Source organism: Nocardia sp. NPDC058640 (assembly GCF_042716995.1).
Classification (GTDB): Bacteria; Actinomycetota; Actinomycetes; order Mycobacteriales; family Mycobacteriaceae; genus Nocardia.
Genome location: NZ_JBHXRG010000004.1, coordinates 286,461 through 309,922 on the forward strand (window position 1 = coordinate 286,461; position 23,462 = coordinate 309,922).

Annotated in this window: 1 protein-coding gene (only partly in view); it reads left to right on the forward strand. The window is 69.6% G+C overall.

The annotated features are described in order from the left end of the window. Positions 1–23,418, forward strand: the 3' portion of a protein-coding gene (locus ACFWU5_RS09225) for a non-ribosomal peptide synthase/polyketide synthase (protein ID WP_379266693.1). The gene continues 20,844 nt to the left of window position 1, outside the view; the window shows 23,418 of its 44,262 coding nt (coding positions 20,845–44,262); its start codon lies beyond the left edge, outside the window; it ends in the stop codon at positions 23,416–23,418. Positions 23,419–23,462 lie beyond the last annotated feature (44 nt).

Consider the following 23,462-nt stretch of genomic DNA (forward strand, 5'->3'; position numbering starts at 1 on the left):
GAAGCCGTTGCCCGGCACGCCAACTCGGCCGACGCGGGCGGCCACACACCGTCCGACTTCGCCCTCGTGCGCGCCACCCAGCGCGACATCGACACCTGGGAAACCCGCTACCCCGAACTCACCCAGGTGTGGCCCCTCGCCGCGCTGCAGGCAGGCCTGTTCTTCCACGCGCGCCTGGCCGCCACCTCGGTCGACGTCTACACCGCCCAGGCTGTCCTCACGCTCACCGGTCGCGTCGACGCCACCCGTCTGCGCGCGGCAGCCCAGGCCCTGCTGGACCGCCACGAAACCTTGCGCACCGCGTTCGTCACCGACCACGACGGCAATGCCGTGCAGGTCGTCCTCGACACCACCCGCGTGGCCTGGACCGAACACGACCGCATCGAGACCGGCGAATACGCCGACCTCGTCGAGGCCGACCGCACCGCACGCTTCGACCTCGCGAACCCGCCGCTGATCCGGTTCACCCTGATCCAGATCGCCGAGCACGAATGGCGCTTCGTGGTGTCCAACCACCACATCCTTCTCGACGGCTGGTCCACCCCGCTGGTCATGCGCGACCTGCTCGCCCTCTACGCCCTGCACGGCGACGCGAGCGCGCTGCCCGCCGTTCGCTCCTACCGGCACTTCCTGGAATGGGTTGCCCGCCAGGATCATTCGGTCTCGGTCGAAGCCTGGTCGCACGCGCTGCGTGGCGTCACCGAGCCGACCATGCTGGCCCGCCCCGACGCGAGCCGCGAGATCGCCGCCCTGTCCGACGAGTACCTGTTCGACCTCGACGAGGCCACCACCGCGCGCATGGTCGCGCTGGCCGCCGACCTCGGCGTCACCCCGAACACCGTCCTGCAGGTCGCCTGGTCGATCGTGCTCGGTCGGATGACCGGCCGCGACGACGTGCTCTTCGGCACCACCGTCTCGGGTCGCCCCGCGCAGCTGTCGGGCGTGGAATCCATGGTCGGCCTGTTCATCAACACCGTCCCGGTGCGCGTGCGCTTCGACGCCGCCGAATCGGTGCGCGACGTGCTCACCCGCACCCAGGGCGAGCAGGCCGACCTCCTGGATCACCACTACATCGGCCTCGCCGAAATCCAGACCGCCGCCGGTATCGGCGGCCTGTTCGACTCCCTGGTGGTCTTCGAGTCCTACCCCGTCGACGCCGAAGGCATCAAGGCCCAGGCCGCCGACATCGACGGCATGGCCGTCACCGGCCTCGACGCCGCCGACGCCACCCACTACCCGCTGTCGCTGATCGCCCAGCTCGACACCCAGCTGCGCATCCGCGCCGGCTACCTGAGCGACCTGTTCGACGCCGCCACCGTGCACCGCATCGCCGAACGCCTCATCCGAGTGCTCACCGCGATCACCACGGAACCGACTGTGGCAGTGGGCGATATCGCACTGCTCGATGCCGCCGAACGCGAACTGGTTATGCGCGAGTGGAACGCGACCGCGCACGAGGTCGACCAGCAGGCAACCTTGGTCTCGATGTTCGAGGCCCAGGTCGCCCGCACACCGCAGGCGATCGCCCTGTCCTTCGAAGGCACGAACCTCACCTATGCCGAATTCGCCCACCGCGTCTACCGCCTGTCGCGCTGGCTGATCGACCGCGGCGTCGGCCCGGAAACCTATGTGGCACTGGGTATGCGCCGCTCGATCGACCTGGTCGTGGGCATGTACGCGGTGAGCATGGCCGGTGGCGCCTACGTGCCGCTGGACCCCGATCACCCGGCCGAGCGCACGGAATACATTCTGGCAACGGCGGATCCGGTGTGCGTGCTCACCTCGGGCACCGATCTGGACATCGACACCGCGCAGGTCCGCATCGACCTGCTGGACCTCGACGGCTACACCGACACCCGCGTCACCGACGCCGAGCGCATCGCCCCGCTGCGCCCGGAGAACACCGCGTACGTGATCTTCACGTCGGGTTCGACGGGTCGTCCGAAGGGCGTGGCGGTCAGCCATGGCGCGATCGTCAACCGTCTCGTGTGGATGCAGGAGGCTTACGGTCTGACCGAGGCCGATGTTGTTCTGCAGAAGACGCCTGCCACGTTCGACGTGTCGGTGTGGGAGTTCTTCTGGCCCTTGCAGATCGGCGCTCGCCTCGTTGTGGCGAAGCCCGACGGCCATCGCGATCCCGCGTACCTCGCGGAGATCATCCGTGCCGAGGGTGTCACTGTCACGCACTTCGTGCCGTCGATGCTCGCGGTGTTCGTCGCCGATGCCGCTGCCGCACAGTGTGATTCGCTGCGAATGGTGTTCGCCTCCGGTGAAGCGTTGCCGCCCAAGCCCGCTCACCGTCTGCGCGAGCTCACCGGTGCCGCGCTGCACAACCTGTACGGTCCCACCGAAGCCGCGGTCGACGTCACCTTCCACGAGGTCGTCGACACCGATGTGGACACCGTCCCGATCGGCGCGCCGGTCTTCAACACCCAGGTCTACGTCCTCGACGCGCGCTTGCGCCCCGTCCCAGTCGGCGTCGCGGGTGAGCTGTACCTCGCCGGTGATCAGCTGGCGCGTGGTTACGTCGCACGGCCGGATCTGACCGCGGACCGCTTCGTCGCCAGCCCGTTCGGTGCGGACGGCGAACGCATGTACCGCACCGGTGACCTCGTCGCCTGGACCGAACAGGGCGAGCTGGAATACCTGGGCCGCACCGACTTCCAGGTGAAGCTGCGCGGTCTGCGCATCGAACTCGGCGAGATCGAATCGGCACTGACCGGCCTCGACGAGGTCGCGCAGTCGGTGGTCGTCGTGCGCGGCGATCAGCACACCGGCGACCAGCTCGTCGCCTACGTCATCCCCGCGACCGGCCGCACCGTCGACATCGAGGACGCCCGCGAGGAACTGGGCAACAACCTGCCCGCCTACATGGTGCCCGCGGTGATCATCGTCCTCGACGAGTTCCCGCTCAACGCCTCCGGCAAGCTCGACCGCAAGGCGCTGCCCGCGCCGGTGTTCGAGGCCGCGGTGTTCCGCGCCCCGACCACACCGGTCGAGGAGATCGTCGCCGCCACCTTCGCCGGTGTGCTCGGCCTTGACCGGGTCGGCCTCGACGACGACTTCTTCGCCCTCGGCGGCAACTCGCTCACCGCCACCCAGGTCGCCGCCCGCCTGTCGTCCGCGCTCGACACCGATATCGGCGTGCGCGAGCTGTTCGAGTCCTCCACCGTCGCCGGGCTGGCCGCCCGCGCGGAGACGCACTCCGGTACCGAACGCCGCGCGCCGCTGGTGCCGCAGCAGCGTCCGGAACGGGTGCCGCTGTCGCTCGCGCAGCAGCGCATGTGGTTCCTCAACCGCTTCGACCCCGAGTCCGCGGTGGACAACATCCCCGCCGCCGTTCGTCTCTCGGGCCTGCTCGACCGCCAGGCGCTGCAGGTGGCCGTGGCCGACGTGCTCGCCCGGCACGAATCCCTGCGCAGCTACTACCCGGAGGTCGCGGGCGCCGGCTACCAGGTGATCGTCCCGACCGGCAAGGTCATCCCCGACCTCGCGCCGATCGAGACCACCGCCGCCGAACTGCCGCAACGCCTTTCGGAGCTGGTGCTCACCGCGTTCGACGTCACCGCCGAGGTGCCGTTCCGCGCCGCCCTGTTCGAGATCAGCCCCACCGAACACGTGCTCGCCCTTGTCGTGCACCACATCTCGGCCGACGGCTTCTCCATGGGCCCGCTGACCCGCGACGTGATGACGGCCTACAGCGCCCGCGTCGAAGGCGCCGAACCGGCTTGGCGACCCCTCGACGTCCAGTACGCCGACTTCGCCCTGTGGCAGCGTTCGGTACTCGGCGACGAGGACGATGCGAAATCGGTGATCGCCCAGCAGATCTCGTACTGGGGCTCGACCCTGCGCGGCCTGCCCGAGCAGCTCGACCTGCCCGCCGACCGACCGCGCCCCGCGGTCGCCAGCGGACGCGGCGCCACCCACACCTTCGAGATCGACGCGAAAACCCATGCGGCACTGACAGATCTGGCCCGCGCCCGCGGCGCGACGCTGTTCATGGTCACCCACGCCGCCCTGGCCCTGCTGCTGTCGCGCCTATCCGGCGAGCACGACATCGCCATCGGCACCCCCATCGCGGGCCGCGGTGAACGCGCCCTCGACGACCTGATCGGCATGTTCGTCAACACCCTGGTGCTGCGCACCGAGGTCGACAGCGACGCCACCTTCACCGACCTGCTCGGCGAAGTCCGCGCCGCCGACATCGCCGCCTTCGGCCACGCCGACCTCCCCTTCGAGCGCCTGGTCGAGATCATCAACCCCGCCCGCTCCCAGGCCCGCCACCCGCTGTTCCAGGTCATGCTGGCCTTCCAGAACACCGCCCAGAACAGCCTCGAACTGCCCGGCCTCACGGTCAGCGGCGTAGACCTGCCGATCGACGTGGCGAAGTTCGACCTGCAGGTCGTGCTCACCGAGAAGCCGGGCGACGCCTCCGGCATCGTCGCCGAGCTGATCTACGCGACGGACCTGTTCGACGCGGCGACGATGGATCGCTTCGGCGCCCGCTTCGCCCGCCTGCTCACCGAGATCGCGGCGACCCCGAACCGCGCTGTCGGCGACATCGAGCTGCTCGATTCCGCCGAAACCGCACTGGCCGTGCACGGTTGGAACGACACCGCACGCGAGCTGCCCGGCGCGGGCACGCTGGTGGACGAGTTCGCCCGCCAGGCCGCGGCCACGCCGGACGCGGTCGCGATGGTCGACCCCGCCACCGGCGAAACCCTCACCTACGCCGAATTCGCGTCGCGCGTGCACCGCTTGGCGCATCGCCTGATCGAAGCAGGTGTCGGCCCGGAGACCCTGGTCGCGCTCGGCCTGCGCCGCAGCATCGACCTGGTCGTCGCCGCCTACGCGGTGCAGGAAGCAGGCGGTGGCTACGTGCCGCTCGACCTGGACCAGCCCGCCGACCGCATCGCCTACGTGCTCGAGACGGCCGCCCCGGTCGCCGTCCTCACCACCACCCGCGACGGGTTCGGACTCGACGGCGGCGCGGCTGATAATGCCGCCGGATCGCGGGCCGTCACAGACGCTGCCGCGGCCGACGCGGCCGACGCGACCGGCCCGGCCGCGAACCCGGTCCCCGCGACCGGGGACGTTTCGGGCTCGTCGATCAACGATGTACCGGCGAGTGCGCCGCAGACGCTGGTCATCGACGCACTCGACCTCGCGGCGTACCCGGCGACCCCGGTCACCGACGCCGAGCGGATCGCACCGCTGCTCCCGCAGCACCCGGCCTACGTCATCTTCACCTCCGGCTCGACCGGCCGCCCCAAGGGCGTGGCCGTGCCGCACTCGGCCGTGGTCAACCAGATCCGCTGGATCACCGGCGAATACGGCATCAATGCCGACGATGTGGTGCTGTTCAAGACCCCCGCCACCTTCGACGTGTCGGTGTGGGAGCTGTTCGGCCCGCTGAGCACCGGCGGCCGGATCGTCGTGGCCAGCCCCGACGGCCACCGCGACCCGCAGTACCTCGCGGATGTCATTGCCGCGCAACGGGTCACGATGACCTCGTTCGTACCCTCGATGCTGACCGTTTTCGCAGGCAGCATCGATGAAGCCGCCATCGAGGGCGGAGCTCTGTCCTCACTGCGTGCCCTGTTGATCGCCGGTGAGGCGTTCACCGCCGACACCGTCGTCGCGTTCCGCAAGGTGAGCGACGCGGCCCTGTTCAACCTGTACGGACCCACCGAGTTCACCGTGCACGCGACGCACGGCCCGGTCGCCGACCAGGTCGACGGCGCCGTCCCGATCGGCTCGCCGGTCTGGAACTCGCAGGCCTACGTCCTGGACTCGCGCCTGCACCCGGTCCCCGCCGGTGTCGCCGGTGAGCTGTACCTCGCGGGTGCCCAGCTGGCCCGCGGCTACTTCGGCCGCCCCGACCTGACCGCCGACCGCTTCGTCGCCGACCCATTCGCCACTGGCAGCACCGCCCAGACCATCGCGGGTTCGCGCGCCGGTTCCGCCGAGGGTTCGCACACCGACTCCAGCGACGGCACCGCAGGCGCCCGCATGTACCGCACCGGTGACCTCGTCCGCCGCGACGAGAACGGCGTGATCACCTACCTCGGCCGCACCGACTTCCAGGTCAAGCTGCGTGGTCTGCGTATCGAGCTCGGCGAGATCGAGGCCGCGCTCACCGCGCAGAACACCGTCGCGCAGGCCGTGGTGGTCGTGCGTTCGGATGCGCGCACCGGTGACCAGCTCGTCGGCTACGTCGTTCCCGCCGCCGGCGAGACCGTCGACATCGACTCGCTGCGTGCGCATCTCGCCGCACAGCTGCCGTCCTACATGGTCCCGGCCGCGTTCGTCGTCATCGACGAGATGCCGCTCAGCGCCAACGGCAAGCTCGACCGTCGTGCCCTGCCCGATCCGGTGTTCGAGGCGCGTGAGTTCCGTGCGCCGCGTACCCCGATCGAGGAGATCGTCGCCACCACCTTCGCCGAGGTGCTCGGCCTGACCGGCGACAGTGCGGTCGGCCTCGACGACGACTTCTTCGACCTGGGCGGCAACTCGCTCATCGCCACCCAGGTGGTCGCCCGCCTCGGTGCGGCACTGGACACCCGCGTCCCCGTGCGCGTGCTGTTCGAGGCGCCGTCGGTGGCCGCACTGGCCGCCAAGGTGGAAACCCACGCGGGCAGCGGCAGCCGTCGCGAGCTCGTCGCCGGATCGCGCCCCGAGCAGATCCCGCTGTCGCTGGCTCAGCAGCGCATGTGGTTCCTCAACCGCTTCGACAGCGCCACCGGCGTCAACAACATCCCCCTCGCCGTCCGCCTGACCGGCGACCTCGACATCGACGCCCTGCGCCAGGCCGTCGTCGACGTGGTCGAACGCCACGAGGTCCTGCGCACCGTCTACCCCGAAACCGCTGACGGCCACGGCGTGCAGGTCGTGTTGCCCGTGAGCCAGATGCCGATCGCGCTGAACCCGATCACCGTGGGCGAGGACGAGATTCGCGATCGGATCAGCGAACTCGTGCTCGCCGGATTCGACGTGACCGCCGAGGTCCCGGTGCGCGCCGAACTGCTGCGCATCGCGGGCTCGATGGACGGCTCGCACCCCGACACCCACGTGCTGGTCTTCGTCGTGCACCACATCTCCGGCGACGGTTGGTCGGTGCGTCCGCTGGCCCGCGACGTGATGATCGCCTACGCGGCCCGCTCGCGCGGTGAGGCGCCCGGTTGGGCGCCGCTGCCCGTGCAGTACGCCGACTTCGCCCTGTGGCAGCGCGAAACCCTTGGCTCCGAAGCGGATTCGGCGTCGATGATCGCCCAGCAGGTGGCCTACTGGTCGCAGAATCTGGCCGGGCTGCCCGACCAGCTCGACCTGCCCGCCGATCGCGCCCGTCCTGCCGTCGCGTCCAATCGCGGTGGCGTGCACGAGTTCTCGATCGACCCGACCCTGTCGGCCAGCCTCAATGCCCTGGCTCGCGAACACGGCGCCAGCCTGTTCATGGTCGTGCACGCCGCGTTCGCGGCCCTGCTGGCCCGCCTGTCGGGCAGCGACGACATCGCCATCGGCACCGCCGTCGCGGGCCGTGGTGAAGCGGTCCTCGACGACGCCATCGGCATGTTCGTCAACACCCTTGTCCTGCGCAGCACCGTCGACCCGGCCCAGCCGTTCGCCGACCTGCTCGCCCAGACCAGGGAGAACGACCTCGCCGCCTTCGGCCACGCCGACCTGCCGTTCGAGCGCCTGGTCGAGATCCTCAACCCGGCCCGCTCGCAGGCACGGCACCCGCTGTTCCAGGTGATGCTGTCGTTCCAGAACACCGGCGAGGCATCCTTCGAACTCCCCGGCCTCGAGGTCGCGGGCGTGCCCCTTGATGTGGTCACCGCCAAGTTCGACCTGCACCTGAACCTGACCGACCGGCACCGCGCCGACGGTTCCGCCGACGGCATGACCGCCGAATTCGCCTACGCGACAGACATGTTCGACGCCGCGACCGTCGCTGCCTTGGCGCAGCGACTGGTGCGGATGCTGACCGCGGTCGTGGCCAAGCCCGATCGCGCGATCGGCGAGGTCGGGCTGCTGGCCCCGGCCGAATACCGCCAGGTGGTCACCGACTGGAACGCCACCGAGCACCCGGTCGACCAGGCCGCGACGCTCGTGTCGATGTACCAGGCACAGGCCGCGACCAGCCCGAACGCGACCGCCCTCACCTTCGAGGGGACGAGTCTGTCCTACGCCGAGTTCGACGCTCGCGTGAACCGCCTGGCCCGCCACCTCATCGCCCAGGGCGTCGGCCCCGACACCATGGTCGCGCTCGGCATGCGCCGCTCGCTCGACCTGGTGATCGGCATGTACGCGGTGAGCGTGGCCGGTGGTGCTTACGTGCCGCTGGACCCCGACCACCCGGCCGAGCGCACCCACTACGTGCTGGAAACCGCAGCGCCGGTGTGCGTACTGACCACTGCCCGCGACGAATTCGACGCCGGTTCGACCACGGCGCTGAACATCGAGAGCCTCGACCTGTCCGGCTACTCGGCCGAACCGGTCACCGATGCCGAGCGGATCGCCCCGGTGCGTCCGGAGAACACCGCGTACGTGATCTTCACGTCGGGCTCGACGGGTCGCCCGAAGGGCGTTGCGGTCAGCCACGGCGCGATCGTCAACCGTCTGGTCTGGATGCAGGAGCAGTACGGCCTGACCGAGGCCGACGTGGTCCTGCAGAAGACGCCTGCCACGTTCGACGTGTCGGTGTGGGAGTTCTTCTGGCCCTTGCAGATCGGTGCGCGTCTCGTTGTCGCCAAGCCCGACGGTCACCGCGATCCGGCGTACCTCGCCGAGATCATCGCGACCGAGGGCGTCACCACCGCGCACTTCGTGCCGTCGATGATGTCGGTGTTCGTCGCCGAACTCGCCGACCGTGCCGCTGTCGCTTCGGCCGGCACCGCGACCGCACCCGCCGACGGCACGGTTGCCGATTCCGTGGTCGCGGGAGCGACCGCAGGCACCGTGACGGCGTCGACCTTGCGTTTGGTGTTCGCCTCCGGTGAGGCGCTGCCCGCGCCGACCGCCCAGCGGATGCGCGCGCTCACCGGCGCGGCCCTGCACAACCTGTACGGCCCCACCGAAGCCGCCGTCGACGTCACCTTCCATGAGGTCGTCGACGCCGACATCACCTCGGTGCCGATCGGTGCCCCGGTCTTCAATACCCAGGTGTACGTGCTGGATTCGCGCCTGCACCCGGTACCCGTCGGTGTCCCCGGCGAGCTGTACCTGGCCGGTGTCCAGCTGGCGCGCGGCTACGTCAACCGACCCGACCTCACCGCCGACCGCTTCGTCGCCGACCCGTTCGCCGCTGTGTCCGGCGGCGGATCAGCAGCGAGCCCAGAGTCCGGGACCGCCGACACCCTCGCGGTCGGTGCCCGCATGTACCGCACGGGTGACCTCGTCGCTTGGACGGCCGACGGCGAGCTGGAGTACTTGGGCCGCACCGACTTCCAGGTGAAGCTGCGTGGTCTGCGCATCGAACTCGGCGAGATCGAGTCCGCGCTCACCGCACTGCCGTCGATCGCCCAGTCGGTCGTGGTCGTCCGGTCCGACGAGCGCCTCGGCGACCAGCTGGTCGGCTACCTGATCCCGGCCGCCGGTACGAGCATCGACCTCGACGCTGTGCGCGCCGAACTCGGCAGCGCGCTGCCGACCTACATGGTCCCCACCGCGTTCGTGATCCTGGAAGCCTTCCCGCTCAACGCTTCCGGCAAGCTCGACCGCAAGGCGCTGCCCGCGCCGGTGTTCGAAGCCAAGGTCTTCCGCGCGGCGTCCACCCCGATCGAAGAGATCGTGGCGGGCACCTTCGGCGATGTGCTCGGCGTGACCCGCGTCGGTGCCGACGACGACTTCTTCGAACTCGGCGGCAACTCGCTGCTGGCCACTCAGGTCACCGCCCGCATCGGCGCAGCCCTGGACACCCAGCTGTCGGTCCGCGATCTGTTCGAGGCCTCGACCGTGTCCGCGCTGGCCGCCCGCGCCGAGCACAACGCCGGTTCCGGCCGGGCCCGTCCGCGCCTGGTCGCGGGGGAGCGGCCCGCCGTGATCCCGCTGTCGCCGGCCCAGCAGCGCTACTGGTTCCTCAACCAGTTCGATACCTCCACCTCGGCGGTGGACAACATTCCGTTGGCCGTCCGCCTCACCGGCGACCTCGACGTGCCCGCGCTCGAGCAGGCGATCGGCGACGTGTTCGCCCGCCACGAGATGCTGCGCACCACCTACCCGGCGTCGGCCGACGGCCCGCGTCAGGTGATCCTGCCGAACTCGCAGGTCAGCGCGCAGGTGCACCACATCGACGTCGACGAGTCCGAATTGCTCGGTGCCGTCATCGAATTCGCGATGACCACCTTCGACGTCACCCGCGAGGTGCCGCTGGCCGTCGCACTGTTCGAGCTCAACTCCACCGACCACGTGCTCGCGTTCACCGTGCACCACGTCTCCGCCGACGGTTCGTCGATGGGCCCCCTCGCACGCGACATCATGGCCGCCTACGTGGCCCGCGTGCAGGGCGAAGCGCCGCAGTGGGCGCCGCTGCCCGTGCAGTACGCGGACTACGCGTTGTGGCAGCGTGAGGTTCTCGGCGACGAGTCCGACACCGAATCCCTGGCCGCCAAGCAGGTCGCCTACTGGACCGAAGCCCTCGCCGGGCTGCCCGACCAGTTGGAACTGCCCACCGACCGGCCGCGCCCGCCCGCGCAGTCGTTCCAGGGCCAGGCCATCCGCTTCGAGATCGACCCGGTCCGCCACGCGGCCCTGCACGACCTGGCCAGGGCGAACAACGCCTCGCTGTTCATGGTCGTGCACGCCGCACTGGCCGTGCTGCTCGCGCGTCTGTCCGGCACCGACGACATCGCCGTCGGCACGCCGATCGCGGGCCGTGGTGAACGCGAACTCGACGACCTGATCGGCATGTTCGTCAACACCCTGGTGTTCCGCACCGCCGTGAACCCCGGCGCCTCCTTCGCCGAACTGCTCGCCGACGTGCGCAACCGCGACCTGGAAGCCTTCGCCAACGCCGACGTGCCGTTCGAGCGCCTGGTCGAGGTCCTCAACCCGGTCCGCTCCACCGCGCGCAACCCGCTGTTCCAGGTGGGCCTGTCGTTCCAGAACCTGGCCGACACCACCTTCGAACTGCCCGGCCTGACCGTCAGCGCCGTCGACTACGACTCCCAGCTGGCCAAGACCGACCTGCACGTCACCCTCTACGACCGCTACACCGACGACGGCGCACCCGCCCAGCTGGTCACCGAATTCGGCTACGCCATCGACCTTTTCGACGAGTCGACGGTCCAGAGCTTCGCCGACCGCTTCCTGCTCGTCCTCGACGCGGTAGCCGCCGACGCCACCATCCCGGTCGGCGACATCGACCTGCTCACCACGCCGGAATCCACGCAGATCGTCACCGCGTGGAACGACACCGCGCACGCTGTCGACACCGACGCCACCCTGGTCTCGCTGCTCGACGCGACCGTGGCGGCCACGCCCGACGCGATCGCCCTAGTTGTGGACGCCACCGAGGGGCGTATTCCCGTCGGCCTCTCCTCGGAGACGTTCGCTTCGGTCAGCGCGACAGCTGTCGAAACTGCCGGTCGTATCGAGCTGACCTATGCCGAGTTGGACGCGGAAGTGAACCGCCTCGCCAGGCACCTGATCTCGCTCGGTATCAGCTCCGAGGATCGGGTGGCGCTGGCGATGCGCCGCTCGGCCGAACTGATCATCGCGATGTACGCGGTGGCCCGCACGGGTGCTGCGTATGTGCCGATCGACCCGGATCAGCCCGCCGAGCGCACCGACTACATCCTGGAAACCGCAGCCCCGGCTGTTGTGCTGACCACGGCTAACGCCGAATTCAGCACGGCGGCAGCCGAAGTGGTCGTCCTCGACGAGCTCGACCTGAGCGATGTCAGCGATGCCGCGATCACCGGTGTGACGCTGGTCCCGGCGAACACCGCGTACGTGATCTTCACGTCCGGCTCGACCGGTAAGCCCAAGGGTGTCGCGGTCTCGCACGGCGCGATCGTCAACCAGTTGCTCTGGGAGACAGCCGAATTCGGCATCGGTGCCGACGACGCGGTGCTGCTCAAGACCGCCGCCACCTTCGACCTCTCGGTCTGGGAATTCTGGACCGCCGCCGTCGCGGGCGCCCGCCTGGTGGTCGCCACTGCCGACGGTCACCGCGACCCGGCCTACCTCAACGACCTGATGCGGGCCACCGCCGTCACCACGCTGCACGCGGTGCCGTCGATGCTCGACGCGCTGCTCACCGAATCCGGTGCGGCACTGCCACGTACGCTGCGTCGCGTCCTCGCCATCGGTGAGGCGCTGCCCGCCGCGACCGCCCAGCGTTTCCGCGCGGCCAACACCGCCGCGCTGTTCAACCTGTACGGCCCGACCGAGGCCGCGGTCTCGATCACCAGCCACGCGGTCACCGACGCGGACACGGTGTCGGTCTCGATCGGCGCCCCGGAGTGGAACAGCCGTGTGTACGTGCTGGATTCGCGCCTGCGCCCGGTCCCGGTCGGCGTCTCCGGCGAGCTGTACCTGGCCGGCGCCCAGTTGGCCCGCGGCTACTACGGTCGCGCCGATCTCACCGCCGACCGCTTCGTCGCCGACCCGTTCTCGGCAACCGGCGAGCGCATGTACCGCACCGGTGACCTCGTCGCCTGGAACGCCGACGGCGAACTCGACTACCGAGGCCGCACCGACTTCCAGGTGAAGATTCGCGGCTTCCGCATCGAACTCGGCGAGATCGAGGCCGCGCTGCTGCGTCAGCCGGGCATCACGTCGGCTGCCGTGCTTGCCCACACCGACCCCGTCGTCGGCGATCGCCTCGTCGCCTACGTCGTTGCGGATGCCGCTGCTGTCGCCGACGGCACTGCTGCTGCCAACTCGGCCGATGCCGCTGTCGCCGCCGATGACGTTGCAGCCGACGACGCTGCCGTGGACGCCGCATCTGCGGATGCCGCCGTTGCCGCGCAGACTCGCGCCACCGCCGAGCTCGACAAGCTCGCCCTGCGCACAGCACTCGCCGCCGAACTGCCCTCCTACATGGTCCCCACCGTGTTCCTGCAGCTCGACGCCCTGCCGCTGAACGCCAACGGCAAGCTCGACCGCAAGGCCCTCCCGGAGCCCGAGGTCGAGAAGGCCGTGTTCCGCGCGCCGGTGAGCCCGAGCGAACAGCTCGTCGCCGCCACCTTCGCCGAGGTCCTTCGCCTCGACGCCGACAAGCAGTTCGGCCTCGACGACGACTTCTTCGCGTGGGGCGGCAACTCGCTGCTGGCCACACAGGTCGCCGCCCGCTTGGGCGAAGCCCTGGATACCCGCATCCCCGTGCGCTTGCTGTTCGAGGCGTCCACGGTCGCTGCCCTGGCCCAGCGGGTCGAGCAGCATGCCGAAACCGGTGACCGCAAGGCACTGAAGGCGGGCCCGCGTCCCGAGTTCATCCCGCTGTCGCTCGCGCAGCAGCGGATGTGGTTCCTCAACCGCTTCGACACCCAGTCCGCCGCCTACAACGTGCCGGTCGCGGTGCGCCTCACCGGCGAGCTCGACGTGAACGCGCTGCGCACGGCGGTCACCGACCTGGTGGCCCGCCACGAGATCCTGCGCACGATCTACCCGCAGACCGAAGCTGGTGCGGCACAGGTGATCCTGTCGCCCGCGCAAGCCGCGCCGGAACTGCTCGAGCGCACGGTCGCCGCCGACGAGATGGAAACTGCTGTCGCGGAACTGATGTCGACGATGTTCGACGTCACCACCGAGGTTCCGCTCAAGGTCGCTCTGTTCCGTGTAGAGAACACCGACGAGTTCGTCCTCGCCCTGGTCATCCACCACATCTCCGGTGACGGCTCCTCGGTCGCCCCGCTGACCCGCGACCTGATGACCGCCTACGCCGCCCGCTCCATGGGCACCGAACCCGGCTGGGCGCCCCTCGCGGTCCAGTACGCGGACTACAGCATCTGGCAGCGCGACCTCCTCGGCAACGAGGACGACGCCGACTCCATGGCGGCCAAGCAGGTCGCGCACTGGAAGCAGGCACTGGCCGACCTGCCCGATCAGCTCGACCTGCCCGCCGACCGTCCGCGCCCGGCGGTGCAGACCTTCGCCGGTAGCAAGGTCGACGTCCAGATCGACGCCGACACCCACCGCGCGCTGGTCGAACTGGCCCGCGCCGAAGGTGCGACGCTGTTCATGGTCGTGCACACCGCCCTCGCGGTGCTGCTCGCGCGCCTGTCGGGCACCGACGACATCGCCATCGGCACCCCGATGGCCGGTCGTGGCGAGGCCGCCCTGGACGACATGATCGGCATGTTCGTCAACACCCTGGTGTTCCGCACCAAGGTCGACGGCGGCGAAGCCTTCACCGAGCTGCTGGCCCGCCAGCGCGAGGACGACATCGCGGCGTTCGCCAACGCCGACGTGCCGTTCGAGCGCCTGGTCGAGGTGCTCAACCCGGTCCGCTCCACCGCGCGTCACCCGCTGTTCCAGGTCGGCCTGTCGTTCCAGAACCTCAGCCGCGCCACCCTGGAACTGCCCGGTCTCACGGTCTCCGGACTCGACATCGACTCCAAGCTGTCGCAGTTCGACCTGCACCTGATCGCCACCGACCGCTACACCGATGCCGGTGAGCCCGAAGGCATTTCGGGTCTGTTCACCTACGCCACCGACCTGTTCGACCACGCCACGGTCGAAGGTTTCGTGGAGCGGTTCGTCCGCCTGCTCGGCGCGATCGTCGCCACCCCGCGCACCGCGGTCGGCGACATCGAACTCCTCGCACCGGCCGAACGCACCCAGATCCTCGACGGCCGCAACTCCACCGCGTACGCGGTCGACACCGAGGCCACTCTGGTCTCGCTACTCGACGCGACTGTGGCCGCCGATCCGAAGGCGACCGCGCTGGTCACCGACGACGGCGCCCAGCTCACCTACGCCGAACTCGATGCAAAGGTGAACCGCCTTGCGCGGCACCTGATCTCGCTGGGTGTGGGTCCGGAGTCGCGGGTCGCGCTGGCGATGCGTCGCTCGGTGGATCTGGTTGTCGCGATGTACGCGGTCGCCAAGTCCGGTGGTGCGTATGTGCCGGTCGATCCCGATCAGGCGGCGGAGCGCACGGACTACATCCTCGAGACGGCGGCACCGGTCTGCGTGTTGACCAATGCCGAGTTCGCCACCGATGTCGCCCCCGTGGTGCGCATCGACGAGCTCGACCTGGAATCACTCAGTGCCGCACCGGTTTCCGATGCCGAGCGCACGGAGCCGTTGCGTCCGGAGAACACCGCGTACGTGATCTTCACGTCCGGCTCGACCGGCCGCCCGAAGGGTGTCGCCGTCCCGCACGGCGCGATCGCCAACCAGCTGCAGTGGAAGCTGATCGAGTTCGGCATGGACGCCGCCGACGCGGTCCTGCTCAAGACCGCCGCCACCTTCGACCTGTCGGTCTGGGAATTCTGGTCGGCCGCGGTCTGTGGTGGTCGCCTGGTGATCGCCTCGGCCGACGGCCATCGCGACCCGGCCTACCTCAACGAGCTGATGGCCCGCGAATGGGTCACCACGCTGCACGTGGTGCCGTCGATGCTCGACGCGCTGCTCGCTTCCGGGATGCCCGATTCGCTGTGGCGGGTCCTCGCCATCGGTGAAGCGCTGCCGGGCTCGCTGGCCCAGCGCTTCCGCGCCGAGTTCAGCCGCACCGAGCTGTTCAACCTGTACGGGCCGACCGAGGCCGCGGTCTCGATCACCTCGCACCGGGTCGACGCCGCCGACCAGGGCTCGGTCTCCATCGGTTCGCCCGAATGGAACAGCCAGGTCTACGTCCTCGACGAGCGCCTGCGCCCCGTGCCCGACGGTGTCGCCGGTGAGCTGTACCTGGCCGGCGCCCAACTGGCCCGCGGCTACTACAGCCGCGCCGATCTGACCGCCGACCGTTTCGTCGCGAACCCGTTCGCCGACGGTGCCCGCATGTACCGCACCGGTGACCTGGTGGCCTGGCACAACGGCGAACTCGACTACCGGGGCCGCACCGACTTCCAGGTGAAGATCCGCGGCTTCCGCATCGAACTCGGCGAGATCGAGGCCGCACTGCTCGCGCTGCCCGAGATCGCCCAGGCCGCGGTCATCGCCAAGTCCGATCCGCTCACCGGCGACCGCCTCGTGGCCTACCTGGTCGGCGCACAGCCCAAGGGTGAAGCGCCGTCCACTGACGGCACCATTGCCCGCGCGGCAGTGGAAGTCGATGTGGCCGAGGTCAAGTCGACGCTGGCCGCCGGTCTGCCGTCGTACATGGTGCCCGCCGCGTTCGTCGTGATGGACGCCCTGCCGCTGAACGTGAACGGCAAGCTCGACCGCAAGGCCCTGCCGGAGCCGGAGTTCGAGGCGCAAGCCTTCCGCGCACCGTCGACCCCGATCGAAGAGATCGTGGCCGGTGTCTTCGCCGACGTCCTCGGCGCCGAACGTGTCGGTGCCGACGACGACTTCTTCGCCCTCGGCGGCAACTCGCTGCTGGCCACCCAGGTCGCGGCCCGCCTCGGCGCCGCTCTCGACAGCCGCGTGCCCGTGCGCCTGCTGTTCGAGGCATCGACCGTGGCCGGTCTCGCGGTCAAGGTCGAGCAGGGTGCGGGCGCCGGTGGGCGTCGCGCGCTGGTCGCCGGACCGCGCCCGGAGCAGGTGCCGCTGTCGCTCGCACAGCAGCGCATGTGGTTCCTGAACCAGTTCGACACCGAATCCTCGGTGAACAACATCCCCGTCGCCGTCCGACTGTCGGGCGCGCTGGATGTCGACGCGCTGCAACTGGCCGTGGCCGACGTGCTCGCCCGCCACGAAACCCTGCGCACGGTGTACCCGTCGGCCGATGGCACACCGCACCAGGTGATCCTGCCGGTCGAAGGCAATGTCCCGGACCTGACGCCGGAAACTGTTACGCCCGAACAGGTTCGCGACAAGATCGCCGAAGTCATCTCCACCGGCTTCGACGTACTCAGCGAAGTTCCCTTGCGCGCCAAGCTGCTTCAGGTAGAGGACGACGACTACATCCTCGTGTTCGTCGCCCACCACATCAGCGCCGACGGCTGGTCCATGGGCCCGCTGACCCGCGACGTGATGATCGCCTACGCCGCCCGCGCGGCCGGTGAACGCCCGGGCTGGGCGCCGATGCCGGTGCAGTACGCCGACTTCAGCGTCTGGCAGCGTGAGGTCCTCGGCTCCGAAACCGACGCGACCAGCCTGATCGCCCAGCAGGCCGACTACTGGAAGCGCGCCCTGGCCGGCGTCCCCGACGAGCTGAACCTGCCCCTCGACAGGCCGCGTCCGAGCACGCAGTCCTTCGCCGGTGGCCGGGTGCTGTTCCCGATCGGCGGCGACATCCACGCCGGACTGTCCGCCATCGCCCGCGAACAGAACGCAACCCTGTTCATGGTCGTGCACACCGCGCTCGCGGTATTCCTGGCACGCATGTCGGGCACCGAGGACATCGTCATCGGCACCCCGATCGCGGGCCGTGGCGAGGCCGAACTCGACGACGTGATCGGCATGTTCGTCAACACCCTCGCCCTGCGCACGCAGGTCGGCGGCCAGCTCACCTTCGCCGAGCTGCTGACCCAGGCCAAGGAAGCCGACCTGGCCGCCTTCGCCCACGCCGACATCCCGTTCGAACGCCTGGTGGAACTGCTCAACCCCGAGCGCTCCACCGCACGACACCCGCTGTTCCAGGTGGCGCTGTCGTTCGAGAACCTGCCCGACGCCGGCTTCGAACTGCAGGGTCTGTCGGTCTCGGCCGTCGACTTCGACGTCGACACCGCCAAGTTCGACCTGCTGCTCACCGTGCGTGAAGCCGCAGCAGGCGACGAAGCGGGCGCCTACGCCGAGTTCTCTTACGCCAGTGCGCTGTTCGACCAGTCGACCATCGAGAAGTTCGCGCAGCGTTTCCAGCGTCTGCTCGCCGAGGTCGTCGCCGACACCACCACCCCGGTCGGCGATCTCGAACTCCTCGACGCGACCGAGCGCACCGAACTACTCACGCGCACAGGCGGTCCCGCCGCGGCGGTGAGTACCCTGCCCGAGCTGCTGGCCCAGGCCGTGACGACCAACCCGACCGGTCAGGCCATCGTCGCGACCGGCGCGTCGCTCACCTACGCCGAGCTGGACGCGGCCTCCTCGCGTCTGGCACGGGTCCTCATCGAGCGTGGTGCGGCACCGGAAACGGTCGTCGCCATCGCCATGCAGCGCTCCCTCGACACCACCCTCGCCATCTGGGCCGTCATCAAGACCGGCGCCGCGTTCCTGCCGGTGGACCCGAAGTACCCGGCCGAGCGCATCGCGCACATGATGTCGGACTCCGGTGCGGCACTGGGCATTACGGTGTCGGCCGAGGTCGACCACCTGCCCGCACCCGCACTGGGTGACTGGCTGGTGCTCGACGACAAGGCCACCCGTGTCGAGATCGCCGCACAGTCCGACGCTCCGATCGCCGATGCCGATCGCCGCGCAGCCGTGCGTGCGAGCAACACGGCCTACATGATCTACACCTCGGGTTCGACGGGCCTGCCCAAGGGTGTCGTCGTCACCCACGCCGGTGTGCCCAACTTCGCCGCCGCCCAGGTCACGCAGTTCGACCTCGACTCCAGCACCCGCACCCTGGCCTTCGCCTCCCCGTCGTTCGACGCGTCGATCCTCGAGTTCCTCCTCGCGGTCGGCTCGGCGGGCACCCTCGTGATCACGCCGATCGGCGTGGTCGGCGGCGAGGAACTGGCCGAGATCATCCAGAGCCAGCAGCTCACCCACGTGTTCCTCACCCCGCTGGTCGCGGCGTCGATGGAACCCGCGGCGCTGGCCGGCCTGGAAGCGCTGATCGTCGGTGGCGACAAGGCCCCCGTCGACCTGGTCGCGAACTGGCACAGCGCGGGCACCCACCCCGCCCACCACCGGTTCTTCAACGCCTACGGCCCGACCGAGGCGACCATCGCGACGAACCTGTCCGATCCGCTGCTCCCCGGCGACATCATGAACATCGGTGGCCCGATCCCCGGCGCGACCGTGTACGTGCTCGACAACCGCCTGCGCCCGGTCCCCGAGGGCGTGGCCGGTGAGCTGTACCTCGGTGGTGTCCCGCTGGCTCGCGGCTACCACGCGCGGCACGGCCTCACCGCCGAGCGTTTCGTGGCCAGCCCGTACGTGGCAGGCGAGCGTCTGTACCGCACCGGTGACGTGGTCGCCTGGCGCACGGTCAACGGCAAGCCCGTCGTGGAGTACGTGGGCCGCAACGACTTCCAGGTCAAGATCCGCGGTTTCCGTATCGAACTGGGCGAGATCGACGCGGTCCTCACCGCGCACGACAACGTCGAGTTCGCTGCCACCATCGGCCGCAAGACCGACGCGGGCGCCACCATCCTGGTGTCCTACGTGCGCGGCAACGTCGACCCGGCCGCCCTGATCGAGTACGCGGCGCAGCACTTGCCCGCGCACATGGTCCCGGCCGCGGTGATGGTCCTCGACGAGATCCCGCTGACGCCTGCGGGCAAGCTCGACCGTCGCGCACTGCCCGAGCCGGTCCTCGCCCCGCGCGAGTTCCGCACTCCCACAAGCGAAGTCGAAGCGATCATCGCGACCGTCTTCGCCGAGGTGCTCGGTGTGGACGCGGTCGGCTTGGACGATTCGTTCTTCGCCCTCGGCGGTGACTCGATCCTGTCCATCCAGCTCGTCTCCCGCGCCAAGGACCGCGGCGTGCTGTTCAAGCCGCGCGACGTGTTCGAAAAGCGCAGTGTCGCAGGGCTTGCCGAGATCGCCGTGCTCGCGGGCGACGCCGAGCAGATCGTGCTGGAAGAACTGCCGGGCGGCGGTGTCGGCGACATCCCGATGCTGCCGATCATGCGCCAGATCCTGGCGAGCGGTTCCACCTACGACCGGTTCTCCCAGTCGATGGTGCTGCGCCTGCCCGAGAACATCACCGCCGACGTCCTGCACGCCACCATCGGCGCGGTCTTCGACCACCACGATGTGCTGCGCTCACGGGTCGCCAACGACGAAAACGGTTGGGTCTTCGAGGCTTTGGCGCCGGGCGAGGTCGACGTGACCACGCTCGTGCGTCGCGTCGAGGTCGCCGGTGACATCGCCGACGACCAGCTGTCCAAGCTGGCCAGCGTCGAATACGACGAGGCCATGGGCCGACTCGACCCGGCCAGCGCCGCCATGGTGCAGTTCGTCTGGTTCACCTTCGGCGAGCCGACGCAGGGCCCGCGCCGTCGCGACGCGTTGCTCATCGTCGGCCACCACTTCGTGATCGACGGCGTCTCCTGGCGCATCCTGATCCCGGACCTCGGCATGGCCTGGGGGCAGATCGCCGCAGGTCAGCAGGTCACGCTGCCCGCCAACGGCACGTCGATGCGCCGCTGGGCACACAGTCTGGTGGAGCAGTCGGCCGACCGTCGCGTGGAACTGCCGTTCTGGCGTGAGGTCGCGGCCACCGCCGATCCGCAACTCGGCAAGCGCGCGTTCGACCCGTCGGTCGACACGTTCGCCACCGTCGACCGGGTGCAGGTCACCCTGTCGCCCGAGGTCACCGACGCGGTCCTCACCGCGATCCCCGGGCTGTACCACGGCGGCGTCAACGACGGCCTGCTCACCGCACTCGCGCTGGCCGTATCCCGTTGGCGCGGTGACGAATCCGGTACCACGGCGCTGATCAAACTGGAGGGCCACGGCCGCCAGGAAGAGATCGTCGCCGGTGCGGATCTGTCGCGCACCGTGGGCTGGTTCACCACCGCCTTCCCGGTCCGCCTCGACCTGGCAGGCGCCGACCTCGACGACGCGTTCGCCGGTGGCGCCGTGCTCGCCGACGTCATCAAGTCGGTCAAGGAGCAGATGCTGGCCGTGCCCGACAAGGGCATCGGCTACGGCATGCTGAAGTACCTCGACGGTGCGGACCTGCCCAGCGTGGGCCAGATCAGCTTCAACTACCTCGGCCGCGCGACCGCCGGTGAGATCCCCGCGGAACTGGCCGAACTCGGCTGGGTGCCGGTGGCGGATCTGGGCCAGCTCGACGCCGAGATGGACCTGGACATGCCCGCCAACGCGACCCTGGACATCAACGCCATCGTCAACGACGGCGACCAGGGCCCGCAGCTCGGCGCGAACATCGCCTTCCCGACCGGCCTGCTCACCGTCGACCAGGCGCAGGAATTCGCCGACCTGTTCGTGGCCGCGCTCACCGCGCTCGCCACCCACGCGCAGCGCGCCGACGCGGGCGGTTTCACCCCGTCCGACATGTCGCTGGTGCGGGTCGGCCAGTCCGACCTCGAACTGTGGGAACGCGACTACCCCGCGCTGTCGGAGGTCTGGCCGCTGTCGCCGCTGCAGGCGGGCCTGATGTTCCACGCCATGCTCAGCTCGGCCACCGTCGACGTCTACACCGTGCAGGCCGTGCTCGACCTGACCGGACCGCTCGACATCGACCGACTGCGCGGCGCGGCCCAGGCCGTGCTCGACCGGTACCCGAACCTGCGGACCGCGTTCGTCACCGACTCCGCCGGTCAGCCGGTGCAGGTGGTGCTGTCGCAGCTCGACGTGCCGTGGCGCGAAACCGACCTCACCGACCTGCCCGAAGACCAGCGGATGCCGCGCATGCGGCAACTGCTGCAGGCCGACCGCGCCGACCAGTTCGACATGGCCACCGCGCCGCTGATCCGCTTCGGTCTCTACACCACCGGCGAGGGCACCGCGCACCTGGCGATCACCGTGCACCACATCCTGGTCGACGGCTGGTCCATGCCGCTGCTCATGCGCGACCTGCTGGTGCTGTACGCGGTGCGCGGTGACCTCACCGCACTGCCGCGGGTGGCCTCCTACCGCAACTTCCTGTCCTTCCTGTCCGGGTGGGATCGTGAAGAGTCGCTGCGGGTTTGGGCGAAAGCACTGGCCGGGGTCGAAGGCCCCACCCAGCTCGCGCCCGCGCCGCGCACCGAGGAACGGTACGACCTCGACAAGATCATCGTCGAGATCGACACCGACCGGACCAGGGCGCTGGGCAAGTTCGCCGGTGAACTCGGTGTCACCGTGAACACGCTGCTGCAGACCGCGTGGGGCATCGTCGTGGGCCGTCTCACCGGCCGCGACGACGTGGTGTTCGGCGCGACCGTGTCCGGTCGCCCGGCGGAGCTGCCCGGCGTGGAATCCATGGTCGGCCTGTTCATCAACACCCTGCCCGTGCGCATCCAGATCGACGACCGGATGACCGCGGAGAAGCTCACCCAGCGGGTGCAGTCCGAGCAGGCCGACCTGCTCAGCCACCACTTCGTCGGCCTGTCCGACATCCAACGGGTGGCAGGCATGGGCGCGCAGTTCGACACGCTGGTGGTGTTCGAGTCCTACCCGATGGACAAGGACGCCGTCACCGCCGCCAGCTCGATCGACGGCATGCAGGTCACCGGTGTGGGCCTGGACGACGCCACCCACTACCCGCTCACGCTGGTGGTGATGGCCGAATCCACCATCGAGATCACGATGAAGTACCTGACCAGCACCTTCACCGCCGACGAGGTCCGCACGCTGTCGCAGCGCCTGCTGCGCGTGCTCGACGAACTGCTCGACAACCCGACCGGCCTGGTCGGCGACATCGACATCCTCGACGCGAGCGAACGAGCCCAGCTGCTCGCCGAATCCGGTGTGGCAGCGGCGGTTTCGGCCCCGGTCACCACCGGTGTCGGCGCTCAAACGGTGGCCAAGGTGCTCGCCGAAGTCGTCGAAGCCGACCCGCAGGCACCCGCTCTGCTACGCGGCGACGACGAAATCGCCTACAGCGCACTGGATCGCAAGTCCTCGCAGCTGGCCCGCGTGCTCATCGCCCGCGGTGCGGGCCCCGGCGACGTGGTCGCGATCTCGCTGCCCCGCAGCGTGGATTCGGTCCTGGCCGCCTGGGCCGCACACAAGGCAGGCGCCGCGGTGCTGTTCGCCGGCGAACTGTCCGGTGTCGAAATCGCCGCCGCCGGAGCAGGTTTCGGCATCAGCGCGACACCGGTAGCCGGCGTGGCAGGCCACTGGCTGACCCTGGCCGACATCGAAGACGAGATCGCCGCAGCCCCGGCCCACCCCGTCTCCTACGCCGACCGAGTCCGCCCCCTGACCGAAGAGCACCCCGCCTTCGTCCAGGTCGCCGGTGACACGATCTCGACCCTCACCCAGAGCGCCGCGATCACCCTCGCCGAACGCCTCCGCGACGAACACGGCATCGACTACGAATGCACCACCTACACCACCCACGCCTCCGGCCCAGCCGCCATCGGAGAATTCCTGGTCTCGTCCACCGCAGGCGCGCTCTCGGTGCTGCCGGATGGTTCAGTCGAAGACGACCTGTCCAACGGCGAGGTCACCCACTGGTTCGTGGTCGCGGGCGATGCGACCGAGGCGGCCGACAGTGAAGTGACGGTGATCATCGCGGAGTAGGTATCCGCCCCGGAGAGGTTGTTGGCTAGCTGGCTAGCAGGTGA